Raw genomic sequence first — 24,913 nt, forward strand, 5'->3', positions numbered from 1 at the left:
CTGGCGGAGGAGATGGGAGGATAGCGCCTGCCGGATCGGGGCGAAGGGCGCCGCGGCGGCGGAAGAATCGTGATCGTGACTGCAAAATCGACCCAGAGATTTCGTGCCATTCACCACATATTGCCAAGTTGTGTTAAGCAGATCACAAGAAAGCCCCGCAGGGCGTAGAGTGGGGGAGGATGAGAATCCGGCGGGTCTCGCGGACTATGACACAACATCGGCGCTCCTGCCCCCGGCGAACGGCCGGAACACGGCGATAGCCCCATGAGCGCAGCGTACGAGACGCGACCATCGACCCCCGGCCCGCGTTCGTGAACTCCCCCGACAGGACTACAAGGACTGCACTATGACAAAGACATCCGCTATAAAAACCATCGCTCTTAGCGCACTGGCCGCACTGGTCATCTCTGCGCCGGCGCTGGCCAAGATCGAAGAGGGTAAACTGGTCATCTGGATCAACGGTGACAAGGGGTATAACGGTCTGGCGGACGTGGGCAAGAAGTTCGAGCAGGAGACCGGTATCAAGGTCACCGTGGAGCACCCGGACAAGCTGGAGGAGAAATTCCCCCAGGTTGCGGCCACCGGTGACGGGCCAGACATCATCTTCTGGGCCCATGACCGCTTTGGCGGCTATGCCCAATCCGGCCTGTTGGCCGAAATCCATCCGTCCAAAGCGTTTCAGGAGAAGCTCTACCCCTTTACCTGGGACGCGGTGCGCTACAACGGCAAGCTGATCGCCTACCCCATCGCCGTCGAGGCGCTGTCGCTGATTTATAACAAAGATCTGCTGCCCACCCCGCCCAAGAGCTGGGAGGAGATCCCGGCGCTGGACGGCAAGCTGCGCGCCCAGGGCAAGAGCGCTATCATGTGGAACCTGCAGGAGCCCTACTTCACCTGGCCGCTGATCGCCGCCGACGGCGGCTATGCCTTCAAGTATGCCAACGGCCGCTACGAGACCCATAACGTCGGCGTCGACAACGCCGGATCGCGCGCCGGCCTGCAGTTCCTGGTCGACATGGTGAAAAACAAGCATATCAACGCCGATACCGACTACTCCATCGCCGAGGCGGCCTTTAACAAAGGGCAGACCGCCATGACCATCAACGGCCCCTGGGCCTGGTCCAATATCGACAAGAGCGGCATCAACTACGGCATCACCCTGCTGCCGACCTTCAAGGGGAACCCCTCCAAGCCCTTCGTCGGCGTGCTGAGCGCCGGGATCAACGCGGCCAGCCCGAACAAAGAGCTGGCGACCGAGTTCATTGAGAACTACCTGCTGACCGACAGCGGCCTGGCAATGGTCAACCAAGACAAGCCGCTGGGCGCCGTGGCGCTGAAGTCATATCAGGAGATCCTGGAGAAGGATCCGCGCATCGCCGCCACCATGCAGAACTCGCAAAACGGTGAGATCATGCCGAATATCCCGCAGATGAGCGCCTTCTGGTACGCCGAGCGCGCCGCGATCATCAACGCGATCAACGGCCGTCAGAGCGTGGCTCAGGCGCTGGAAAGCGCCAAGGAGCGGATCCTCAAAAAATAATCTCCGGCTGACCCGCCGCCTGCCCGCCGGTTCCCCCGCTGACGGGCGCGGCGGGCTCATCACCGCATTAACCTGATGCCAACCGCGCCCGAACGGCGCGCCGTCACCGGTGTGGCAAGTAAAACGAGGGCGTGTCCATGTCACTATCCCAAACTGAATATCCGGCCAGCGAGCCGCGCCGGCTCTGCCCGCGCACCGGGCTAAAATGGCTGGCGGTCGGCCTACTGACGCTGCTGACCGGCTATCTGACTATCGTCATGTATGCCCAAGGCGAATACCTGTTCGCCATGCTAACCCTGATCCTGCTGGGGGGCGGACTGTATATCTTCGCCAACCGGCGCGCCTACGCCTGGCGCTATGTCTATCCGGGGCTAGCCGGCATGGGGCTGTTCGTCCTGTTCCCGCTGATCTGCACCATCGCCATCGCCTTTACCAACTACAGCAGCACCAACCAACTCAGCCAGGAGCGCGCCCAGTCGGTCCTGCTGCAGCGCCTGTTCACCAGCGGTCAGAGCTACGCGTTCAGCCTGTATCCGGACGGCGGCCAATGGCGCCTGCAGCTCACCGACGCCCAGAGCGGTCAACGCTACCTTTCCGACCCCTTTGATCTGGGCCAGCCCGACCTACAGATTTCGATGGCGGCGGCAGACGGCGCGCCGCAGGGCAGCGCCGCCACGCTGCGCACCGTGACCCAGCACCGTCAGACGCTGAACAGCCTGATCGCCCTGCTGCCCGACGGCACCGCGCTGCGCATGAGTTCACTGCGTCAGTTCGCCGCCAGCCGCCCGCTCTACACCCTGGGCGACGATGGCCGCACCCTGACGGACAACCAAAGCGGCATCGCCTACCGCCCCAATATGCAAAGCGGCTTTTATCAGGCGGTCAACGCCGACGGCAACTGGCGCAGCGAGCGCCTAAGCCCGGGGTTTACCGTGACCACCGGCTGGAAAAACTTTCTGCGGGTGCTCAACGATGAGGGGATCCGCCAGCCCTTTATCAGCATCTTTATCTGGACCCTGGTCTTCTCGGTGCTGACCGTCATCTTTACCGTGGCCGTCGGGATGGTGCTGGCCTGCGTGGTGCAGTGGGAGGCGCTGCGCGGACGCGCCGCCTATCGGGTGCTACTGATCTTGCCCTATGCGGTGCCGGCGTTTATCTCCATCCTGATCTTCAAGGGACTGTTCAACCAAAGCTTCGGCGAGATCAACATGATGCTCAGCCAGCTGTTCGGCATCCGACCGGCCTGGTTCAGCGATCCGCTCACCGCCAAGGGCATGATCCTGATCGTCAACACCTGGCTCGGCTATCCCTACATGATGATCCTGTGCATGGGGCTGCTGAAGGCGATCCCCGAGGATCTGTATGAGGCCTCGGCCATGGACGGCGCCGGGCCGCTGCAAAACTTCTTCCGGATTACGCTGCCGATGCTGATCAAGCCGCTGACGCCGCTGATGATCGCCAGCTTCGCCTTCAACTTTAATAACTTTGTGCTGATCCAGCTGTTAACCAACGGGGGGCCGGATATGCTGGGAACCTCGACACCGGCCGGCTATACCGACCTGCTGGTCAGCTATACCTACCGCATCGCCTTTGAGGGCGGCGGCGGACAAGACTTTGGCCTGGCTGCCGCCATCGCGACCCTGATCTTCCTGCTGGTCGGGGCGCTGGCGATCCTCAATCTGAAAGCCAGCAAAATGAATTTTGACTAAGGAGATGCCTGACTATGGCCATGGTTCAACCCCAATCCCTGCGCTATCGCCTGTGGCTCACCCATTTGCTGATGATTCTGTTTATCGCGCTGATCATGTTCCCTCTGCTGATGGTGATCGCCATTTCGCTGCGCGCCGGCAACTTTGCCACCGGCAGCCTGATCCCGGACCAGATCTCCTGGGAGCACTGGAAGCTGGCGCTGGGTATCAGCGTGACGGCGCCGGACGGCCGCGTGACCCCGCCGCCGTTCCCCGTGCTGCTGTGGCTGTGGAACTCGATCAAGGTCGCGGTCACCACCGCGCTGGGCATCCTGGCGCTCTCCACCACCTGCGCCTATGCCTTCGCTCGCATGCGGTTCCGCGGCAAATCCTCGCTGCTGAAAGGGATGCTGATTTTCCAGATGTTCCCGGCGGTACTGTCGCTGGTCGCGCTGTATGCCCTGTTCGATCGGATCGGCCAGTACGTGCCGTTCCTCGGCCTAAATACCCTGGGGGGCGTCATCTTTGCCTATATGGGCGGCATCGCCCTGCACGTCTGGACCATCAAGGGCTACTTTGAAACCATCGACGGCTCGCAGGAGGAGGCGGCGGCGCTGGATGGCGCCACGCCGTGGCAGGCGTTCCGTCTGGTGCTGCTGCCGCTTTCCGTACCGATACTGGCGGTGGTGTTCATCCTCTCCTTTATCGCCGCCATCACCGAGGTGCCGGTCGCCTCGCTGCTGCTGCGCGACGTCAATACCTATACGCTGGCGGTCGGCATGCAGCAGTATCTCAATCCGCAAAACTACCTGTGGGGGGATTTTGCCGCGGCGGCGGTGCTGTCGGCGATGCCGATAACCGCCGTCTTCCTGCTGGCGCAGCGTTGGCTGGTGGGCGGTCTGACCGCCGGCGGCGTGAAAGGCTAGTTTATGCGTTACCCTTAAAAAAGCAGTAACCTGTGTGCGTAACTGGCGGCCTGCGGGCCGCCCTTTTTATACCCCTATCCTACGGCGTCTATTCGCGCTTCAGACGATCGGTGTTAGCTAGATACAGCGCGATCACCAGCACCAAAATGGCGAACGAATAGATCAGCGTATCGTTGGGGCTCTCGTGATCGACGATGATCAATCGGATGATCGCCGTGATGCCGATGTAGATAAAATAGCGCAGCGGAAAGTGATAGCCTGATTGAAAATATTTAACAATCAATGCAATAAACTCGAAGTACAGAAAATAGATCACGATCCCTTCCACCAGCATATAGGTCGACGCGTTCTGGTTGGCGTCAAACAGCACCCCGGCCAGCGTGAACGTCTCCTTCGCCAGAAAGATCACCAGAATCGCCGCCAGCGCCATCAGGCCGATATTCAGTATCCACTGCAATACCGTGGCGACACGGTTTGCGCGCTCGGTTCCCGGCATAAAGTAACTCCTTGCGTAATAGCTGTATAATGTGAGCTAGTTAACAATATTGCCGTTTTGCCGTCTATCCCCCTGCGCCAAAAAACCCGTCGGCGTCGCGTGCGGCGCGGCGAGCGCCACACAAATTTGGCGCCGGCGGCGACAAGGGCTGATAATGAGCATAATCCGTCAGGATCAACACACCCTCCGCCGCCGCGCGGTAGCAAGAAAAGGCTCGACTGAGATTCCCACACAATGCATATACTCCGACACTATACGTTTACCCTCTGCCTGCTGCTGGGCATTATCCTCGGCGGGCTGGCCGGCGTCCTGTTTGGCGAACGGGCGACCCTGGTTCAACCCATCGGCGAACTGTTCCTAAACCTGATGTTCGTGGTGATCGTTCCGCTGGTATTCCTCAGCATCGCCTCCTCTATCGCCGACATGCGGCAGATGTCGCGCCTGGGCAAAATAATGGGAACGGTCTTCTCGGTTTTCATCGCCACCGCCCTGTTCGCCGCGCTGATCGGCTTTGTCGCCACCCATCTGTTTAACCCGTTCCACAACGTGGATACTCAGTCGCTGATCGCCCACCTGCCTCCGGCGCCGCAGGAACAGAGCAAGGGGCTGGGCGAGGTGATCGTCTCCACCTTCACCGTACCCGATTTTCTACAGCTGTTTACTAAGTCCAATCTGCTACCGCTCATCGTCTTCTCTATCCTGTTCGGCCTGGCTACGGCCTTCAGCGGCGAGCAGGGCCGTCCCGTCGCCCAGTTTCTCAGCGCCGGCACCACGGTGATCCTGAGAATGGTCAAGATCATTATGTACGCAGCGCCGCTGGGGCTGGGCTGCTACTTCGCCGCCACGGTCGGCGCGCTGGGGCCGCAAATCATCCACGGCTATCTGAATGCCTTCTTGCTGTACGTGGTGCTGACGGTGATCTACTTCTTCGGCGCCAATACGCTGTACGCCTTTATCGCCGGAGGGCGCCCCGCCGTTCGCCTGTTCTGGGGCAACGTATTTACACCGGCCATCACCGCCATCGCCACCGCTTCCAGCGCCGCCTGCATTCCGGTCAACCTGGTGGCCAGCAAGAAGATGGGCGTACCGGCGGATATCGCCGAGACGGTGATCCCGCTGGGTGCCAACACCCATAAGGACGGCTCGGTTATCGGCGGCATCATCAAGATCGTCTTTCTGTTCACGCTGTTCGGCCGCGACATGAGCGATCCGATGAGCATCGCGGCCATCATCAGCGTGGCGTTCCTAGTCGGCGCCGTCATGGGGGCTATTCCCAGCGGCGGCATGACCGGCGAACTGATGATCTGCGCCGTGTTCGGCTTTTCGCCGGAGTTGGTCGGCACCATCATGATCATCAGCACCATCATCGATATTCCGGCCACCCTACTGAACTCCACCGGCAATACGGTCTGCGCCATGCTGGTCACCCGCTTTGTTGAGGGTAAGGCGTGGCTACAGCGCCGATGGGAAACGGCGGAGTAACGCCGGCGCCAGACGTAAAAAAACCCGGACAAGTCCGGGTTTTTCTTTGGCTGCGCGGCGTTATGCCCGCCAGGCCTTGAAACGGTTGATCAGGGCATTGGTCGAACTATCGTGGCTGCGTACCGGCTGCGCATCCTCCAGCTCCGGCAGGATACGGTTGGCCAGCTGTTTACCTAGCTCAACCCCCCACTGATCGAAGGAGAAGATGTTCAGTATGGCGCCCTGGGTGAAGATCTTGTGCTCATACAGCGCAATCAGCATCCCCAGGCTGTACGGCGTGATTTCACGCAGCAGGATGGAGTTGGTCGGGCGGTTCCCCTCAAACACCTTAAACGGCACGATATGCTGTACCTCTGCTGCGCTCTTGCCCGCCTTGGCAAACTCCTCTTCTACCGCTTCACGGGATTTACCGAACGCCAGCGCCTCGGTCTGGGCAAAGAAGTTGGACAGCAGCTTGCTGTGATGATCGCCCAGCGGGTTATGGCTGATGGCCGGCGCGATAAAGTCGCAGGGAATCAGCTTGGTACCCTGGTGGATCAGCTGATAGAACGCGTGCTGGCCGTTGGTACCCGGCTCGCCCCAGATGATGGGGCCGGTCTGGTAATCCACGGCCTGACCGTCGCGATCGACATATTTCCCGTTCGACTCCATGTTGCCCTGCTGGAAATAGGCCGGGAAGCGGTGCATATACTGATCATAGGGCAGAATGGCTTCGGTTTCGGCGCCGAAGAAGTTGTTATACCAGATGCCGATCAGCGCCAGCAGTACCGGCAGATTCTGCTGCAGCGGCGCGCTGGCAAAGTGGCGGTCCATGGCATGGGCGCCGGCCAGCAGCAGCTCGAAGTTATCGTAGCCGATGCTCAGAGCGATAGAGAGTCCGATGGCTGACCACAGGCTGTAGCGGCCACCGACCCAGTCCCAGAACTCAAACATGTTGGCGGTATCGATACCGAACGCCGCCACCGCCTGCGCGTTGGTGGACAGCGCGGCAAAATGCTTGGCCACATGACGCTCATCGCCGGCCGCCTGCAGGAACCAGTCGCGGGCGCTGTGGGCATTGGTCATGGTCTCCTGGGTGGTGAAGGTCTTTGAGGCCACCAGGAACAGGGTCGTCTCCGGGTTCAACCGCTGCAGCGTCTCAGCGATGTGCGTACCGTCGACGTTGGAGACAAAATGCATGGTCAGGTGATTTTTGTAAGGGCGCAGCGCCTCGGTCACCATGTAAGGGCCGAGATCGGAACCACCGATACCGATATTCACCACGTCGGTAATCGCCTTACCGGTGTAGCCCCGCCACTCGCTGTCGATCACCCGGGCACAGAACTGCTTCATCTTGGCCAGTACGGCGTTAACCTCCGGCATCACGTCTTTACCGTCAACGCAGATCGGCGTGTTGCTCCGGTTGCGCAGCGCGATGTGCAGCACGGCGCGGTCCTCGGTACGGTTGATTTTCTCACCGGCGAACATGGCGGCGATGGCGCCCTGCAGATCGGTTTCACGGGCCAGCGCCTGCAGCTTTTCCAGGGTCTCTGCGTTAATCCGGTTCTTGGAGTAATCGACCAGCATCTGATCGTCGAAGGTAGCAGAGAACTTAGAGAAACGGTCGGCATCCGCGGCGAACAGATCGCGCATCTGCACGGACTTCATCTGCTCGAAATGCTGCTGCAGCGCTTGCCAGGCAGCAGTACGGGTCGGGTTGATATTTTTCATAGCGACGCCTTATGCTTGAGTAACGGTCGGTGGTTTCCGAGGCGCCGTTCAGCGGCTGAACGCGCCCCGCACATTCCGGATAATCGCCGCTCCCGGGAACGACAGGGATGACGGCATAGGGTACCGGTTCATCTTTTCCTACGTGCGTTAAATTGTATCCATTTCACGCCGTGTTGCGATCCCTTTTATTGCGATCGACTAAAACTCTCACCCCTGATACTGCCTGATACTGACTCCATTCAGCAACCATTGTTTCCCACGTGGAAAATCACGGCGTCATCCGCGGGAGTCCACGGGGGTGAACGGCCGGGACGCCAAGAGACAGCGGCGATTTTTTAGGCATCAAGATTAGCGGATACGATGTCTATACGCCGTTGACTCGCGAGACCTAATGATCAAGCAATTGATTTTATTTCATATATTTCAATATGATAAAAACAATAATCAGTAACGGTAATACTGCGCAGGTCAAATTGAAAATCACTCATCCCAATGCCATTGACACACCCGGCATAAGCCGTTATTTCTAAAAATGCCCTGTACATCCCGTGTACAGGCCTGTCTGCGCCTATCGTGGCGGTACGCCGGCCCCGGCATCGCCAGCTGACCCGGCTCGCCGGGCAACCGCGCAGCGGCCATCTGGGCACCCCCTTGGGCTGTCACCTCGTACCCCTGCCACGGTGAAAGGCGCGGTAAGGTGGAGTACCTGCGGAGCGCGCGTATGCCGCCCCGTACCGTTTAGCGCGCGCCCGGCGCCGGGCTAATGGAATGACCCGCCGGACAACACGGACACCGGCCCCTGACACGAGGCATCACATGCAACAGACAATCATTGCAAAGTTTGGCGGCACCAGCGTAGCCGACGCCGACGCCATGCTGCGCTGCGCTGACATCATTCTCTCCAATCCCGCCGTACGCGTGGTGGTGCTTTCGGCCGCCGCGGGCGTCACCAACCACCTCATTGCGCTGGCCGAGGGTCAGGAGAACGCAGAACGGCTGCGCCTGATAGGCGAGATCCGCCGAATTCACGACGCGATCCTGGCTGCGCTCCCCGACGGCGCCGTGGTACGCAGTGAAATTGAGCGCATGCTGGAAAATATCGCCATGCTGGCCGAAGCCGCGGCGCTGGCCACCTCCGCGGCGCTGACGGATGAGCTGGTCAGCCACGGTGAACTGATGTCGACGCTGTTGTTCAGCGAGCTGCTGCGCGTTCGTGGCGTCAGCGTTGAGTGGTTTGATATCCGCAGGATCATGCGCACCGATGACCGCTTTGGCAAAGCCGAGCCGGATCGGGAACAGCTGCAGGCGCTGGCGCAGCAGTCTCTGGCGCCGCGCCTGACCAAGCACCTGATCATTACCCAAGGGTTTATCGGCAGCGAGTGCAAAGGACGCACCACGACCCTGGGACGGGGCGGCAGCGACTATACCGCCGCCTTGCTGGCCGAGGCGCTGGACGCGGCGCGCGTCGATATCTGGACCGATGTGCCGGGGATCTATACCACCGATCCACGCATCGTTCCCGCCGCTCGGCGCATCGATGAGATCGCCTTTTCCGAGGCGGCCGAAATGGCGACCTTCGGTGCGAAGGTACTGCACCCGGCCACCCTACTGCCGGCGGTGCGCAGCGATATCCCGGTCTTCGTCGGCTCCAGCCGCGATCCCGGCGCCGGCGGCACCCTAGTATGCAATAAAAGCGCGCAGCCTCCGCTGTTCCGCGCGCTGGCGCTGCGGCGCAGCCAGACGCTGCTGACGCTGCACAGTCTGAATATGCTGCACGCCCGCGGCTTTCTGGCCGAGGTGTTCGGTATTCTGGCCCGCCACCGCCTCTCCGTGGATCTGATCACTACCTCAGAGGTTAGTATCGCGCTGACGCTGGATACCACCGGCTCTTGTACCGGCGGCGCCAGCCTGTTGACCAGCGCCCTGCTGACCGAACTTTCCGCCCTGTGCCGGGTCGAGGTTGAGGAGGATTTAGCGCTGGTAGCGCTGATCGGTAACCAGCTCAGCAGTGCCTGCGGCGTTGGCCGCCGGGTATTCGGCGCGATGGAGCCGTTCAATATCCGCATGATCTGCTACGGCGCCAGCAGCCATAACCTGTGCTTCCTGGTGCCGGGCAGCGATGCCGATGCGGTAGTGCGCACCCTGCACGCACGCCTGTTCGAATAGCCCGGTGGGACGCTTATCCGGCCCCACGGGGCCGGATAAGCGGGGGCTTACTCCACCTCATAGCCCAGATTGGGCGCCAGCCAACGCTCGGCCTCCGCCAGCGGGATCCCTTTGCGCGCGGCATAGTCCGCCACCTGATCGCGCTGCACGCGCGCAACGGCAAAGTACTTACTGTGGGGATGGCTGAAGTACCAGCCAGACACCGAGGCGCCCGGCCACATCGCGTAAGACTCCGTCAACCGCATGCCGGTATGGCGTTCGACGTCTAAAAGACGCCACAGCGTGGCCTTTTCACTGTGCTCCGGACAGGCCGGATAGCCCGGCGCCGGACGAATGCCGCGATAGTTTTCGCGGATCAGCTGCTCGTTGTCCAGCGCCTCATCGGCGGCATAGCCCCAGTGCACTTTGCGCACCTGCTGATGCAGGTATTCGGCAAAGGCCTCCGCCAGACGGTCGGCTAACGCCTTCACCATGATTTTATGATAATCATCGTGCTGCGCATCAAAGGTCTGCGCCAGCGCCTCCTCCTCCAGCCCGCCGGTCACGGCAAAGGCACCGATATAGTCAGCGATACCGTCATCCGCCGCGGCGATAAAGTCGGCCAGGCAGTAGTTGGGCCCCGTGCTTTTATCGCTCTGCTGACGCAGATGGTGGCTGATGGCCAGCACCTCGCGGCGGCTCTCGTCGCGGTAAATCAGCACATCGTCCCCCCGCCGGTTTGCCGCGAACAGGCCAAACACCCCGCGCGGCGTCAGGCTGCCGGACGCCTCCAGCGTATCCAGTAACCCATTGGCATCCGCAAGCAGGCGCCGCGCCTCCTCGCCGACCACCTCATCCTGCAGGATACGCGGGTATTTCCCGGCCAATGACCAGGTGAGGAAAAACGGCGTCCAGTCGATATAGTCGCGCAGACGCCCAATCCCCGGCTGCACCGTCTGCACGCCTAAGCGCCGCGGCACCGGGGGCGGACAGGCGGACCAGTCGGTGACGACGCCATTGGCGCGCGCCTGTGCCAGCGTCACCGGCGGCGTGCGCGGCGTCTGGCGACCATGCTGGGCACGCGCCGCATCGTACTCCCGGCGCGTCCGCTCGATAAACGGACCTCGCTGCGCCTCCGACAGGAGGGCTGCCACTACGCCGACGGTGCGCGACGCATTCTGCACATAGACCGTCGGCCCGCCGTAGGCGGGGGCAATCTTTACTGCCGTATGCGCCTTGGAGGTCGTCGCCCCGCCGATCAGCAGCGGCAGCGTGAACCCCTGCCGCTCCATTTCGCTGGCCACGTTGACCATTTCATCCAGGGAGGGGGTGATCAGCCCCGACAGCCCGATGATATCGACCCGCTCCTCGCGCGCCACCCGCAGGATACGTTCGGCGGGCACCATCACCCCCAGATCGATAATTTCATAGTTATTGCACTGCAGCACTACGCCGACGATGTTCTTGCCGATGTCGTGTACGTCGCCTTTCACCGTCGCCAGCAGCACCTTACCGGCGCTGCTGCCGCGCTGCTTGCTGGCCTCGATAAACGGCGACAGATAAGCCACCGCCTGTTTCATCACACGCGCCGATTTCACCACCTGCGGCAGAAACATCTTACCGTCGCCAAACAGATCGCCGACCCGATTCATCCCCGCCATCAGCGGCCCCTCGATCACCGCAATCGGCCTATCGGCCTCCAGACGCGCCGCCTCGGTATCCTGCGCAATGAACTCGCCGATGCCCTTGACCAAGGCATACTCCAGGCGCTGAGCCACCGGCCAGCTGCGCCACTCAGCCTGCGGCCCCTCCGCCTGCGCGCTGCCCTGCGTGTCGCGGTAGCGCTCCGCCAGCGCCAGCAGGCGATCGGTGGCATCGGGTCCCCGGTTCAGGATCACCGCCTCGGCCGCCGTACGCAGATCGTCCGGCAGGTCGTCATAGATAGCCAACTGTCCGGCGTTAACGATCCCCATGTCCATGCCGTGGCGAATCGCGTGATACAGAAAGACCGCGTGGATCGCCTCACGCACCGCCTCGTTACCGCGGAAAGAAAAAGAGACGTTCGACACCCCACCAGAGATCAGGGCGTGAGGTAATAGCGCCTTAATCTCCGCACAGGCTGCGATAAAATCGACGGCATAGTTACTGTGCTCTTCAATGCCGGTGGCCACGGCAAAAATATTGGGGTCGAAGATGATGTCTTCGGGCGGGAAACCGATACGCTCGGTCAGCAGCTGATAGGCGCGACGGCAGATGGCCACCTTACGCTCCCGGGTATCCGCCTGCCCCTGCTCATCGAAGGCCATCACCACCAGCGCGGCGCCAAAGCGGCGCACCTGACGGGCGTGCTGCAGAAAGTTCGCCTCTCCCTCTTTGAGGGAGAGCGAGTTGACAATGCCTTTCCCCTGGATGCACTTCAGCCCCACCTCGATCACCGACCAGCGAGAGGAGTCGATCATCAGGGGCACCCGGGCGATATCCGGCTCGCCGGCGATCAGGTTGAGGAAGCGAACCATCGCCGCCTCGGCATCCAGCATACCCTCATCCATATTGATATCGATGATCTGCGCGCCGTTCGCCACCTGCTGACGCGCCACGTCCAGCGCCTCATCATATTTATTCTCTTTAATCAGTCGCTTAAACTTAGCTGAGCCGGTCACGTTGGTACGTTCGCCCACGTTGACGAACAGACTCGTTTCATCGATCGTCAGCGGCTCCAGGCCAGACAGACGGCAGGCCACCGGCAGCGCGGGAAGGACGCGCGGCGCGATGCCCTGCACCGCCCGGCTGATGGCGGCAATGTGCTCCGGCGTGGTGCCGCAGCAGCCGCCGACGATATTCAGGTAGCCCGCGCGGGCCCATTCGGCAATCTGCTGCGCCATCGCCTGCGGCGACAGATCATACTCCCCAAAGGCATTGGGCAGCCCGGCGTTGGGATGGGCGCTGACATGGCACTCGGCAACCCGGGACAGCTCCGCCACGTACTGGCGCAGATCCTCCGGCCCCAGAGCACAGTTCAGACCGAAAGAGAGCGGACGGGCGTGGCGCAAGGCGTTATAAAATGCCTCGGTCGTCTGCCCCGACAGGGTGCGCCCGGAGGCATCGGTAATGGTGCCGGAGATCATCACCGGCAGCGTAACGCCCAGCGCGGCAAACTCGCACTCCAGCGCATAGACCGCCGCCTTAGCATTCAGGGTATCAAAGACGGTTTCGATCATCAGCAGATCGACGCCCCCCTCAATCAGCGCCCGCGCCGACTCGCGATAGGCCGCCACCAGCTGATCGAAGGTAATATTGCGACAGGCGGGATCGTTAACCTCCGGCGAGATCGACGCCGTACGGTTGGTCGGCCCCAGCACACCCGCCACAAAGCGCGGCTGGTGCGGCGTGCGCGCCGTCCACTCATCGGCACAGGCCCGCGCAAGGCAGGCCGCCCGGTAGTTTATCTCTGGCGCTAGCTCCTCCATGCGGTAATCCGCCATGGCGATGCGCGTTGCGTTGAAGGTGTTGGTCTCCAGAATGTCGGCGCCCGCCTCCAGGTAGGCATAATGAATCGCGCTGATGATATCGGGACGGGTCAGCGCCAGCAGATCGTTGTTTCCCTTCAGATCGCAGGGCCACTCGGCAAAGCGTTCGGCGCGGAAATCCTGTTCGCTCAGCCCGTAGCGCTGGATCATGGTTCCCATACCGCCATCCAATACTAAAATCCGTTTCTCCAGCCGGCGGCGCAACCGTTCATGCGTCGTATTCACACTCACTCCTTGTCCCGTCATGTCGGCAGCACGCTGCCCGATAAGCCCGCTGACGGTTTTACCCGCAAAACCGCCGTTTTTTCCATCCTAGCACAGCTGAAGTGGATAGCGACGGCGCGGCAGTTGAGGCTTTTTCATGTAGCGGAGGACAGGGTGAATGGCAGAGGGATCGTCAACGGTGCACGATGGCGCAGGGGGCAGATCCGGCGCACAGGCGGCAAGCGCGCGCCGTCGATGGGCGCCCCCGCGGACGGCGCACCGCGTCCGCGGGGGAGATCGACCGCTATTGGGCCGGCTGAACCACCATCTGGCCGACGCTACCGCGATCGGCCAGCTCCAGGGTTCCGCTGTAGAACAGAAACGGAAAGTGTTCGGATGAGGGCTGCGGGAAATAGACCAGCAGCGAGACGTCGCCGTCAACCCAGACGCTGTCTTTCCAGCCGCGATCCTCCACCAGCGGCGGCGCGTTGTTGACGCTTTTCACCAGGAACTGGGCCCCCTGAATGTAGAAAGACTGCGGCGTATCGGCACGCACCGTCCAGCGTTCCCAGGTGCCTTGGCGCGCCTGGACATCGATCCGTCCCGGATCCCACAGCGCCCCGTTAATCCCCGGGCTGGAGGCGCTGCCCAGCATGATGCTGCGGTTATTGACGACGTCCCCCTCCGGCAGCGGATCGGCGGCCAGACGCGCTGGCAGAGTATCGGTCATCAGCGGCAGCAGACCGGTAGGACGCAGGGTCAACACCCGGGTAGACACCAGCATCGACGACGGTTCAAACAGCCCGCGCAGGCGATCCATTATCCCGGCGGCCTCGCCGGCCGTGATAGCGACCTCCTCGCCTTTGCTCATGTCGATCAGCACCTCCCGGCGCTCGCCCGGTGCCAGCGGCAGGGTATCGGCCTGCAGCGGCGCCGGCAGCAGCCCCTGATCGCTGGCGATCACGAAGAAGGGACGCCCATCGGAGAGCTGCAGCAGGTAGCGTCGCGCGTTGGAGGCGTTGAGCAGGCGCAAACGTACCCATCCGCGCGATACCTCAACATAGGGGTCCTGCACGCCATTGACCAGCAGGGTATCGCCCAGAAAGCCGCCGGAGGAGGGGGGATCGTATTCGGGAACCCCAAAGTTATCCAGGCGCTTGTCCTGCAGGATCAGCGGAAAATCATCCACCCCATAGTGATTCGGCAGCGGTGCATTCTTGCTGTATTGATCCTCCACCAACCAGAGGCCGGCCAGGCCACTATAGACCTGGGGCGCCATATGGCGTGGGGTATCCGCGTGATACCACAGCGTCGCCGCTGCCTGGCGAATGGGCAGAACCGGAGACCAGTCGACCCCGGGCGACATCTGGCGCGCAGGTCCCCCGGCCAGAGGACCGGGCACCAGCAGGCCGGCGACCTCCATCGCCACGGACTCGCTCAACCGATTGCTGTAGATCAGCTTCACATCGTCACCGCTGTGCACTCTGACCGTCGGCCCCAGATACACGCCGTTCACGCCCCAGGTGCCCACTTTGCGCCCCCCCATGAAGGCCCAGTGCGTGCGCTCCAGCGACAGAAACAGCGGCTGACCGCGGCGTGATTCCAACAACGGCGGCACCGGCAGCACGGCCTGTACCCCACTCGCCCGAGCCTGTAGCGGCAGTCCGCCGGCGCACAGCGCCAGCCCGGAGGCCTGAATAAACCGACGTCGACTGAGTGACATAACTTCTCCCGTAAATCAAAAATAGCGTCCGGCCAGACCGCGCCGACGTCAGTCGCGTTTAGCCGCCTGCGCCTCGCGCACCGCGACTTCGTCGTCCAGCTGCTCTATCTTTTCGGCCATCAGGGTGCGACAGTGCTCCGCCAGCTCTCGTACCTGATCTTTACCCCAGCGACTGGTATCGATCGGCGGCAGCATTTCCACGATCACCACGCCATTATTCCAGCGATTTAGCTTCACCTTATCGTGGGTGCTGGAAACGCAGATCGGTATGATAGGCACCCCGGCGGCCAACGCCGCGTGGAATGCCCCGGTCTTAAACGGCATCAGGCCACGCCCGCGGCTACGGGTCCCCTCGGGGAACATCCAGAATGAGATGCGGCGGGTACGGAACTGCTCCACCACGGCGGCGATGGTATTGTGCGCCTTGGTACGGTTCTTACGGTCGATCAGCAGGTTACCGGTCAGCCAGTACAGCTGCCCAAAGAAGGGGATCCAGACCAGACTCTTTTTACCGACGGTCACCGTGTTCGGCTGCACCGCATTCGAGGCGGTCACCATGTCGTAGTTGTTCTGATGGTTGGCGATATAGATGGCGTTGCCATAGGTTGCGGCATCCGGCGGCAGGCGCGTTTCAACCTTCAGGCCAAACAGCGGCGATAAGCGGCCAAACCAGTGGCCAAAGCGCGCGACGTGGCGCGGGTTGCGCGGGCTGAACAGGCAGTACAGCGAACCGACAATACAGATAACGAGGCACAGCAGCGTGATCAGTATGACCCGGAAAATGAATAGCATAACAACCTCATAAACAGAATACCGGGCCAGGCGCCCGGGGCACGGTAGCCGCGGCGCTGGCCCTCTCCGGCCGCCGCTGGGCGGCCTTGGAATTACGCGTCGCCGTCGGCGTCCAGACGCAGCGACTGCGGCGCGTCCACATCCACCCGCTCAATGCGCTGCAGCCCCCGCGGCAGCAGGGTTCCCTTACGCCCGCGTTCGGCGCGGAACTTCTGCAAATCCTGCGGCTTCATCACCAGCTTACGCTTACCGACATGCAGCGTCAGCGATGTCTGCGGCGCCAGCACCAGCAGCCATTTCAGCGTATCCTCACCGGCGGCGGCCTGCGCCGCGGGGATGGAGACGATCTTATTCCCCTTGCCCTTGGAGAGCTGCGGCAGATCGTGCACCGGGAACATCAGCATCCGGCCGGCCTCGGTAATGGCCAGCAGCATGTCATCGTCACCGTTAATCTCCAGCGGCGCCAGCACCTTGGCATTTTCCGGCAGCGTCAGCATGGCCTTGCCTGCGCGGTTACGCGCGACCAGATCGCTAAAGGTGCAGACAAAGCCATAGCCTGCGTCGGAGGCCATCAGCAGCTTCTGATCGTCCGCAGCCATCAGCACGTGTTCGACGGTCGCCCCCGGCGGCGGCGCCAGCTTGCCGGTCAGCGGCTCACCCTGCCCGCGCGCCGACGGCAGCGTCAGCGGATCGAGGGCATAGCTGCGTCCGCTGGAGTCGATAAAGACCACCGGCTGGTTGCTTTTGCCACGCGCGGCGGCGCGGAAAGCATCGCCCGCCTTATAGTTCAGTCCGCTCGGATCAATATCATGTCCCTTGGCGCTGCGTACCCAGCCCCCTTCGGACAGGACGATGGTCACCGGCTCGCTCGGGACAAAGTCGTGCTCGCTCATCGCCCGTGCTTCAGAACGCTCTTGCAGCGGTGAACGCCGCGCGTCGCCGTACGTGTCGGCATCCGCCATGATCTCTTTCTTGATCAGCGTGCCCAGCTTACGCTCGGAGGCCAGCAGCGTTTGCAGACGATCCCGCTCCTGCGCCAGCTCGTCCTGTTCGCCCCGGATCTTCACCTCTTCCAGGCGGGCCAGGTGACGCAGCTTGAGATCCAGAATCGCTTCAGCCTGGGTATCGCTGAGGCCAAAACGCGCCACCAGCACCGGCTTGGGCTCATCCTCGCTGCGGATGATGTGGATCACCTCGTCGATATTCAAAAACGCGCACAGCAGGCCATCCAGAATATGCAGGCGCTTCAGCACCTTCTCCAGACGGTAGTTCAGACGGCGACGCACCGTCTCACGGCGGTAGCTCAGCCATTCGCTGAGGATCTCGCGCAGATCTTTCACCGCCGGACGCCGATCCAGACCGATCATATTCATGTTGATACGGTAGCTTTTTTCCAGATCGGTGGTGGCGAACAGGTGATTCATCAACTGATCGAGATCGACCCGGTTAGAGCGCGGTACGATCACCAGACGGGTCGGATTCTCATGGTCCGACTCATCGCGCAGATCGTCGACCATCGGCAGCTTCTTAGCGCGCATCTGGCTGGCGATCTGTTCCAGCACCTTGGCGCCGGAGGTCTGATGCGGTAGGGCGCTGATCACTATCTCGCTCTCTTCTTTGCGCCATACCGCCCGCATGCGTACCGATCCGCGACCGGTGCGGTAGATCTTGCGGATCTCGTCACGCGGCGTGATGATTTCTGCCTCGGTCGGGAAATCCGGTCCCTGAATGTGCGTCAGCAGATCGTCCAGCGAGCTCTGCGGATTGTCCAGCAGGGCCACCAGCGCCGCCGCGACCTCGCGCGCGTTGTGCGGCGGAATATCCGTCGCCATGCCGACAGCAATGCCGGTCGTGCCGTTCAGCAGGATATTGGGCAACCGCGCCGGCAGGAATTTAGGCTCCTGCAGCGTGCCATCGAAGTTGGCGACATAGTCCACCGTGCCCTGGCCCAGCTCGCTGAGCAAAATCTCCGCGTAGCGCGACAGACGTGATTCGGTATAACGCATCGCCGCGAACGATTTCGGATCGTCCGGCGCCCCCCAGTTCCCCTGCCCATCCACCAGCGGATAGCGATAGGAGAAGGGCTGCGCCATCAGCACCATCGCCTCATAGCAGGCGCTGTCGCCGTGGGGATGATACTTGCCCAGCACGTCGCCGACGGTGCGCGCCGATTTTTTAAATTTTGCGCTGGCGGAAAGTCCCAGCTCAGACATCGCATACACGATGCGGCGCTGAACCGGCTTCAGCCCGTCGCCGATAAAGGGCAACGCGCGATCCATGATGACGTACATGGAGTATTGCAGATAGGCGTCTTCAGTAAACGCATGGAGCGCTACACGCTCACTGTTGTCATGAGTCAGATCGCTCATTGGTCATCCTCTGGACGCGGCCACTGTCCCGCAGGACAGACGATCGCAGTAAAATCATGCAATGGCCGCGATAGTAACGTATTTTTTGCCCGACTGTCACAGCGCGTCACCCAGGGCGGCGCCGTTTCAGGAGAAAACAGAACAGGCCACCCGCGGGCAGCCTGTCGGATGTATGGCGGGGCGCGTCACACGTCCAGCTCAGCCAGATTGCCGTTTTCCTGCAGCCAGTTGCGGCGATCTTCGGCGCGCTTTTTGGCCAGCAGCATATCCATGACGGCAACGGTACGCTCCATATCCTCATCCTCAATGGCCAGCTGTACCAAACGGCGGGTATTGGGATCCAGCGTGGTTTCACGCAGCTGCAGCGGGTTCATCTCGCCCAGCCCTTTAAAGCGCTGCACATTGGGCTTGCCTTTCTTGCGTTTCAGCTGCTCCAGTACTCCGGCCTTTTCCTCCTCGCTCAGGGCATAGAACACCTCTTTGCCGAGATCGATACGGTACAGCGGCGGCATCGCGACATAGACGTGGCCCGCCTGCACCAACGGACGGAAGTGGCGGACGAACAGCGCGCACAGCAGCGTGGCGATATGCAGTCCGTCCGAGTCCGCATCCGCCAGGATACAGATTTTGCCGTAGCGCAGCTGGCTGAGGTCATCGCTGTCCGGATCGATGCCGATAGCGACCGAAATATCGTGCACCTCCTGCGACGCCAGCACCTCGTCGGAGGAGACCTCCCAGGTATTCAGGATCTTTCCCTTCAGCGGCATGATCGCCTGGTATTCACGATCGCGCGCCTGCTTGGCCGAACCGCCCGCAGAATCCCCTTCCACCAGGAATAGCTCGGTGCGGTTCAGATCCTGGGCGCTACAGTCCGCCAGCTTACCCGGCAGTGCGGGTCCGCTGGTTAGCTTCTTACGCACCACCTTCTTTGCCGCACGCATGCGGCGCTGGGCGCTGTTAATCGCCAGCTCGGCCAGCAGTTCGGCCGACTGAACGTTTTGGTTCAGCCACAGACTAAAGGCATCTTTGACCACCCCGGAGACGAAGGCGGCGCACTGGCGTGAGGAGAGGCGCTCTTTGGTCTGCCCGGCAAACTGCGGATCCTGCATCTTGACCGACAGCACATAGGCGCAGCGCTCCCAGATGTCGTCGGCGGTCAGCTTGACGCCGCGCGGCAGCAGGTTACGGAACTCGCAGAATTCACGCATCGCATCCAGCAGCCCCTGACGCAGGCCGTTAACGTGGGTTCCGCCCTGTGGGGTCGGTATCAGGTTAACGTAGCTCTCCGTCAGCAGCTCCCCGCCCTCGGGCAGCCACAGCAGCGCCCAGTCGACCGCCTCGGTATCGGAGGCAAAGGCGCCGGTAAACGGCTGCTCCGGCAGCGTCACCAGGCCATTAACCGACTCCATCAAATAGTCGGTCAGGCCATCCTGATAGCACCAGCGCTGTTCGCTGCCGTTGACCTCATCGCGGAACAGGATCTCCACGCCGGGGCACAGCACCGCTTTCGCCTTCAGCAAATGGGTCAGACGCGAAACCGAGAAGCGAGCGGAGTCAAAGAACTGCGCATCGGGCCAGAAGTGTACGCTGGTGCCGGTATTACGCCGCCCCACCGTACCGCTGACGTGCAGATCCTCCACCTTTTCACCGTTCTCAAACGCCATCTGATAGATCTGACCATCGCGGCGTACACCCACCTCGACCCGGCGGGACAGAGCGTTGACCACTGAAATCCCCACGCCGTGCAGGCCGCCGGAAAACTGGTAGTTCTTGTTGGAGAATTTTCCCCCGGCGTGCAGGCGGCACAGGATCAGCTCAATGGCCGGAACGCCCTCCTCTGGGTGAATGTCGACCGGCATTCCGCGCCCGTTATCGATCACCTCCAGCGACTGATCGGGGTGCAGGATCACCTCAATACGCGTCGCGTGACCGGCCAGCGCCTCATCAACGCTGTTATCGATCACTTCCTGACCCAAATGGTTGGGGCGGGTGGTATCGGTATACATTCCCGGACGGCGGCGCACGGGTTCAAGACCGCTGAGCACCTCAATGGCGTCAGCGTTATAGCTGGATTGCGTCATCTTATGATTCGTAAAAGTAGATATTTGTCAATCAGATGGGAAAAGCAGGGGATACCGTTAGCGCGTCCCCTGCTTTACCCACCCGTCGGTATAGGGCGACGGCGCGCTATTCCGCGTTCAGCCCCAAAAAGTCTATGATTTGCGGGAAAAAGCGCTCAATCCCGACGAAGGCGTGACTCCCCCCCTCTTCAATGGTCTGGCGGCATGGCGTGTAGTAGGTCACGGCCTGACGGTAATCCAGAACTTCGTCGCCGGTCTGCTGCAGCAGCCAGATCAGATCCGGTGACTCCAGAGGGTCCACCTGCATCACCTTCAAATCAAAGACGTGGCGAGACTCTAGCACATATTGCTGCCCGGTGTAGGGGTTCTCATTCTGTCCCAAAAAGTCCAGCAGCAGCTCAAAGGGCTTTACCGCCGGGTTAATCACCACCGCCGGCAGGGTGAAACACTGGGAAAGCCAGGTAGCATAGTACCCCCCTAGAGAGGAGCCCACCAGCCCCAGGGTGCGCCCCGCGCGCTCCATCACCAGTTCCTCCAGCATCTGCGCCGCATCGGCAGGGTACGGCGGCAGCTGCGGGATCAGCATGGTTATCTGCGGGTGGTGCTCGGCCAGCCAGCGCTGTAGCGCCGTCGCTTTGGCTGAGCGGGGAGAACTGTTAAAACCGTGAAGATAGAGAAGAGTAGGCATTATCAATAGCCGTCTGCGTCCAAATCCGGCCTGAACTCACTGCTGGCCAGGCGATGCACCGCCGTGGTCACGCGCCCGTCAGGATACAGGGTCAGATAGCGCCAGCCCGGAGAAATGGTATCGATGGTAAAATTAGTGCACAGCGGTTTGAACTGAACGCAGGTCGACGGCGTCGCCAGCAGGCGGCAGCCGTTCCAGTCCAGATCCAGCTCCTGATGAATGTGGCCGCACACCAGCGTGTTGACCTGGGGATAGCGCCGCAGGATCTCATCCAACGCGTGCGCATTGCGCAGACTGTGCTGATCCAGCCAGGTACAGCCTGAGGGCAGCGGATGATGGTGCAGCAGAAGCATCGTGTGACGCTGCGGTTCGCTGGCCAGCGTCTGCTCCAGCCACTCGAGCTGATAATCGCTCAGCTCGCCGTGTGGCACGCCAACGACCTGGCTGTCCAGCAAGACGATCTGCCAGCGGTCCCCCAGCAGAGCCCGCTTGTTCGCATGTACACCGGCCTGCGCCAACGTGTCGACCATCGCTGGCTGAAAATCATGATTCCCCGGCAGCCACAGGCAAGGCCTGTGCAGCGCGGCAACACCTGCGGCAAAATGCTGATAGGCGGCAGCGGAGTGATCCTGCGCGAGGTCTCCCGTCGCGACGATAAGATCGAACGGATGCGCCTCGGCGCGGATCGCCGCCAGCACGGCCTGATAGCTGCGGTAGGTATTGACCCCCAGCAGGGTCTCTTGCTGCCCTGCAAATAGGTGGGTATCAGTAATTTGCAATAATCTGACCGGCGCCCCACTCGCTACGGCCAGATGAAACAGGCTTTCCAAATAACGTCCTTTATGACTTTATGACTTGAGTCTGTCAGAACCTGCAAAACGGCGGTTACACGGCTAAATCGAAATGAACAGTTAAAAAAACGCTCGGCATACGCTCCCCCCGGCATCTGCGCCCAACCCTGCGGAGCATTCGCTTGCCGAAATCCAGTTAATTTGATGCATTTCATCGCACTGATGCAACTTTTTATTCGGGTTATCATAACGTGCTTTAAATCGGGAGATCTGCTGTATTGCACACAATTCCATAACACGGTATGCGTGCCGGAACGCTCCCGGGGCAGAGACTGTCGCGTTAATGGTATCGGCTCTCGCGCCGATCCGGCAATCCCCTGAGCGTCTGAATTTTTACAGCTCTGCTCGCTCGCCGTCCGCTCAGGCCCACTGCGCCCGCAAACGCTGATGATGCAGAGCCAGCCACTGCAGGGCGATCACCGACGCCGCGTTGTCGATAATGCCCTGCTCTACCCAGCGATATGCCTGCTCACGGCTGACCACGTGGACACGAATATCCTCATGCTCCTCCGCCAGCCCATGCACCCCGGATGCCGTGGCTGCGTCAACCTCGCCGACCACAATGGACAACCGCTCGCTGGTACCTCCCGGACTCGCCAAATAGCTCAGCACCGGCTGGCAGCGCCCCACGGTAATCCCGGCCTCCTCCTGCGCCTCACGCCGGGCCACCTGCTCTACGCTTTCACCCGCCTCAATCATTCCCGCGACCATTTCCAGCAGCCAGGGCGTGCGGCTGCTGGTGTAGGCAGGCATGCGCAGCTGTTCAATCAAGACCACCTCATCGCGGCGCGGATCATAGGGCAACAGCACCGCCGCGTGACCGCGCTCAAAGACCTCGCGCACCACTTCGCCGCTCATTTCGCCGTTAAACAGACGGTGACGGAAACGGTAGCGATCGAGTGAAAAAAAACCACGGTAGCAGGTTTCCCGTGCAATAATTTCCACATCATCTTTGCCGAAGGTGACGGGGCTGGGTTTGTCGACACACATAACGTAATATCCTTACTGATTGAAAGAGCACCGGACCTGAACCTAAGCAAGTCGTACACTTTAGCGAGACGGTTAGCGCTCTTAAACTTGGATGATTTAGCAAGAATGGCACATTCGGCCACCCGTCCCAGAGGAAGCTCTCTGGTAAAATTGGCAGTCTAAGACGTTAGGTCTGTGCCACGCTAACCATATTTTCTGCATAACAAGGAATGCAAATGAAGAAACTGCTCCCTCTTCTTATTGGCCTAAGCCTCAGTGGCTTCAGTGCATTAAGTCAGGCAGAAAACCTGATGCAGGTATATCAGCAGGCCAAAGAAAGCAACCCGGATCTCCGTCAGGCCGCCGCTAACCGCGACGCTGCGTTTGAAAAGATCAATGAGTCCCGCAGCCCGCTGCTGCCGCAGCTGGGGCTTGGCGCTGACTATACCTATACCAACGGCTTTCGCGACAGCAGCGGCCTGAACTCAAATAATTACGGGGCTACCCTGGCGCTGACGCAGACAATCTTCGATATGTCCAAATGGCGTCAGCTATCGCTGACCGAAAAGCAGGCCGGGATTCAGGATGTCTCCTATCAGTCCTCTGAACAGACGCTGATGCTGAATACTGCCACCGCCTACTTTAACGTGCTACGCGCTATCGATCAGCTGACCTATACCGAAGCCAACAAACAGGCGATTTACAATCAGCTCGATCAGACGACCCAGCGCTTCAACGTCGGCCTGGTGGCTATTACCGACGTACAGAACGCCCGAGCGCAGTACGATCAGGTGCTGGCCCAAGAGGTCAGCGCACGCAACAATCTGGATAACTCGCTGGAGGCCCTGCGCCAGATCACCGGCCAGTACTATCCGCAGCTCTCCACTCTGAATATCGATCGCTTCAGCACCAAGCGTCCTGACGATGTGAAAGCGCTGCTGCAAGAGGCCGAGAAGCGCAACCTACAGCTGTTAAGCGCCCGCCTGAGCCAGGACCTGGCGCGTCAGCAGATCAAGTATGCCGAAACCGGCTATATGCCGACCCTGAATCTGACAGCCTCCACCGGCGTCAGCAATACCGACTATAACTCCCTCTCCAACGCGCAGAAAGAAACGCTGAGGGGAGGCAACGGCAGCAGCTATCAGGGACAGAACACCGTAGGCCTGAGCTTTAACCTGCCGCTGTATTCCGGCGGCGCCACCAACTCACAGGTGAAACAGGCACAGTACAACTTTGTCGGCGCCAGCGAGGCCCTGGACAGCGCCCACCGCAGCGTGGTGCAGAATGTCCGCTCCTCCTTCAACAATATCTCTGCCGCCATCAGCGGCGTATCTGCCTATAAACAGGCCGTGGTCTCAGCACAAAGCTCCTTGGATGCGACCCAGGCCGGCTATCAAGTAGGCACCCGCACCATCGTCGATGTGCTGAACGCCACCACGGCGCTGTACAACGCCAAGCAGAACCTGGCCAACGCGCGCTATGACTATCTGATCAGCCAGCTAAACATCAAGTATGCGCTGGGCACGCTCAACCAAAACGATCTGCTGGCGCTCAACGGCGATCTGAGTAAACCGGTCCCGACGGCGGCCGACAGCATTGCCCCCGATGATGCGGCCCAGGCCGCCAAAGCCAATGGGCCGATCCCCGGCGGGAGCGTGCGCTAAATAGCGTTGGCGCGGATGGCAACGTATAAGAAAGGGCGGATTTTCCGCCCTTGTTTTT

16 protein-coding genes and 1 pseudogene are annotated in these 24,913 nt (G+C 61.1%); 6 read left to right on the forward strand and 11 right to left on the reverse strand.

Going from position 1 to position 24,913, the window contains the following annotated elements; all coding sequences use genetic code 11:
- The first annotated feature begins 346 nt into the window (after positions 1-346).
- From malE to malG, 3 genes are all read left to right on the forward strand, one after another.
- Positions 347-1,540, forward strand: coding sequence for a maltose/maltodextrin ABC transporter substrate-binding protein MalE (gene malE, locus QY76_RS01770; RefSeq protein WP_045427793.1), 1,194 nt, complete (start codon positions 347-349; stop codon positions 1,538-1,540).
- Positions 1,541-1,677: 137 nt separating this feature from the next.
- A complete protein-coding gene (gene malF / locus QY76_RS01775; protein ID WP_045427797.1) occupies positions 1,678-3,249 on the forward strand; it encodes a maltose ABC transporter permease MalF in 1,572 nt (523 codons plus the stop codon).
- A 14-nt stretch (positions 3,250-3,263) separates the two neighbouring features.
- The gene (gene malG, locus QY76_RS01780; protein ID WP_045427799.1) at positions 3,264-4,154 is read left to right on the forward strand and encodes a maltose ABC transporter permease MalG; all 891 of its coding nucleotides are present in this window, start codon (positions 3,264-3,266) and stop codon (positions 4,152-4,154) included.
- A gap of 88 nt (positions 4,155-4,242) precedes the next feature.
- On the opposite strand, the gene psiE is transcribed toward malG, so the two are convergent.
- Entirely contained in the window at positions 4,243-4,650 is a 408-nt protein-coding gene (gene psiE, locus QY76_RS01785; RefSeq protein ID WP_012847085.1) for a phosphate-starvation-inducible protein PsiE, read from the reverse strand.
- Between the two features lie 234 nt (positions 4,651-4,884).
- On the opposite strand from psiE, the gene QY76_RS01790 reads away from it, so the two are divergent.
- Entirely contained in the window at positions 4,885-6,132 is a 1,248-nt protein-coding gene (locus tag QY76_RS01790; protein ID WP_034163036.1) for a dicarboxylate/amino acid:cation symporter, read from the forward strand.
- Between the two features lie 60 nt (positions 6,133-6,192).
- Here the strand turns inward: QY76_RS01790 and pgi are convergent, their stop codons facing one another.
- Positions 6,193-7,842 carry a glucose-6-phosphate isomerase gene (gene pgi, locus QY76_RS01795; protein WP_045427802.1) on the reverse strand — a complete coding sequence of 550 codons (1,650 nt, stop codon included), beginning with the start codon at positions 7,840-7,842 and terminating at the stop codon, positions 6,193-6,195.
- 816 nt (positions 7,843-8,658) lie between these two features.
- On the opposite strand from pgi, the gene lysC reads away from it, so the two are divergent.
- Positions 8,659-10,008, forward strand: coding sequence for a lysine-sensitive aspartokinase 3 (gene lysC / locus QY76_RS01800; protein WP_045427805.1), 1,350 nt, complete (start codon positions 8,659-8,661; stop codon positions 10,006-10,008).
- 47 nt (positions 10,009-10,055) lie between these two features.
- Here the strand turns inward: lysC and metH are convergent, their stop codons facing one another.
- The 9 genes and pseudogenes from metH to nudF all read right to left on the reverse strand — a co-directional run bounded on the left by metH (position 10,056) and on the right by nudF (position 23,212).
- Positions 10,056-13,760 carry a methionine synthase gene (gene metH / locus QY76_RS01805; protein ID WP_045427807.1) on the reverse strand — a complete coding sequence of 1,235 codons (3,705 nt, stop codon included), beginning with the start codon at positions 13,758-13,760 and terminating at the stop codon, positions 10,056-10,058.
- A 262-nt stretch (positions 13,761-14,022) separates the two neighbouring features.
- Positions 14,023-15,441, reverse strand: a complete 1,419-nt coding sequence (ftsP, locus tag QY76_RS01810; RefSeq protein ID WP_045427810.1) for a cell division protein FtsP — start codon at positions 15,439-15,441, stop codon at positions 14,023-14,025.
- Positions 15,442-15,489: 48 nt separating this feature from the next.
- The gene (locus QY76_RS01815; protein ID WP_034163041.1) at positions 15,490-16,233 is read right to left on the reverse strand and encodes a 1-acylglycerol-3-phosphate O-acyltransferase; all 744 of its coding nucleotides are present in this window, start codon (positions 16,231-16,233) and stop codon (positions 15,490-15,492) included.
- Between the two features lie 92 nt (positions 16,234-16,325).
- Entirely contained in the window at positions 16,326-18,602 is a 2,277-nt protein-coding gene (gene parC, locus QY76_RS01820; RefSeq protein ID WP_045427814.1) for a DNA topoisomerase IV subunit A, read from the reverse strand.
- A 185-nt stretch (positions 18,603-18,787) separates the two neighbouring features.
- Positions 18,788-20,683 carry a DNA topoisomerase IV subunit B gene (gene parE, locus QY76_RS01825; protein ID WP_034163043.1) on the reverse strand — a complete coding sequence of 632 codons (1,896 nt, stop codon included), beginning with the start codon at positions 20,681-20,683 and terminating at the stop codon, positions 18,788-18,790.
- A 106-nt stretch (positions 20,684-20,789) separates the two neighbouring features.
- On the reverse strand, positions 20,790-21,371 hold the full coding sequence (yqiA, locus tag QY76_RS01830) for an esterase YqiA (RefSeq protein WP_045427817.1): 582 nt from the start codon (positions 21,369-21,371) through the stop codon (positions 20,790-20,792).
- Between the two features lie 2 nt (positions 21,372-21,373).
- Positions 21,374-22,201, reverse strand: a complete 828-nt coding sequence (gene cpdA, locus QY76_RS01835) for a 3',5'-cyclic-AMP phosphodiesterase (protein WP_034163045.1) — start codon at positions 22,199-22,201, stop codon at positions 21,374-21,376.
- A 156-nt stretch (positions 22,202-22,357) separates the two neighbouring features.
- A pseudogene (locus QY76_RS19140) lies at positions 22,358-22,471 on the reverse strand (DUF1249 domain-containing protein); the annotation flags it as partial.
- Between the two features lie 111 nt (positions 22,472-22,582).
- Positions 22,583-23,212: an ADP-ribose diphosphatase gene (nudF, locus tag QY76_RS01840; protein WP_034163046.1), complete on the reverse strand. Its 630-nt coding sequence runs from the start codon at positions 23,210-23,212 to the stop codon at positions 22,583-22,585.
- Between the two features lie 215 nt (positions 23,213-23,427).
- On the opposite strand from nudF, the gene tolC reads away from it, so the two are divergent.
- Positions 23,428-24,855, forward strand: coding sequence for an outer membrane channel protein TolC (gene tolC / locus QY76_RS01845; protein WP_045427820.1), 1,428 nt, complete (start codon positions 23,428-23,430; stop codon positions 24,853-24,855).
- Positions 24,856-24,913 lie beyond the last annotated feature (58 nt).

It is taken from the genome of Edwardsiella sp. EA181011 (genome assembly GCF_000800725.1).
GTDB classification, from domain to species: Bacteria; Pseudomonadota; Gammaproteobacteria; order Enterobacterales; family Enterobacteriaceae; genus Edwardsiella; species Edwardsiella anguillarum.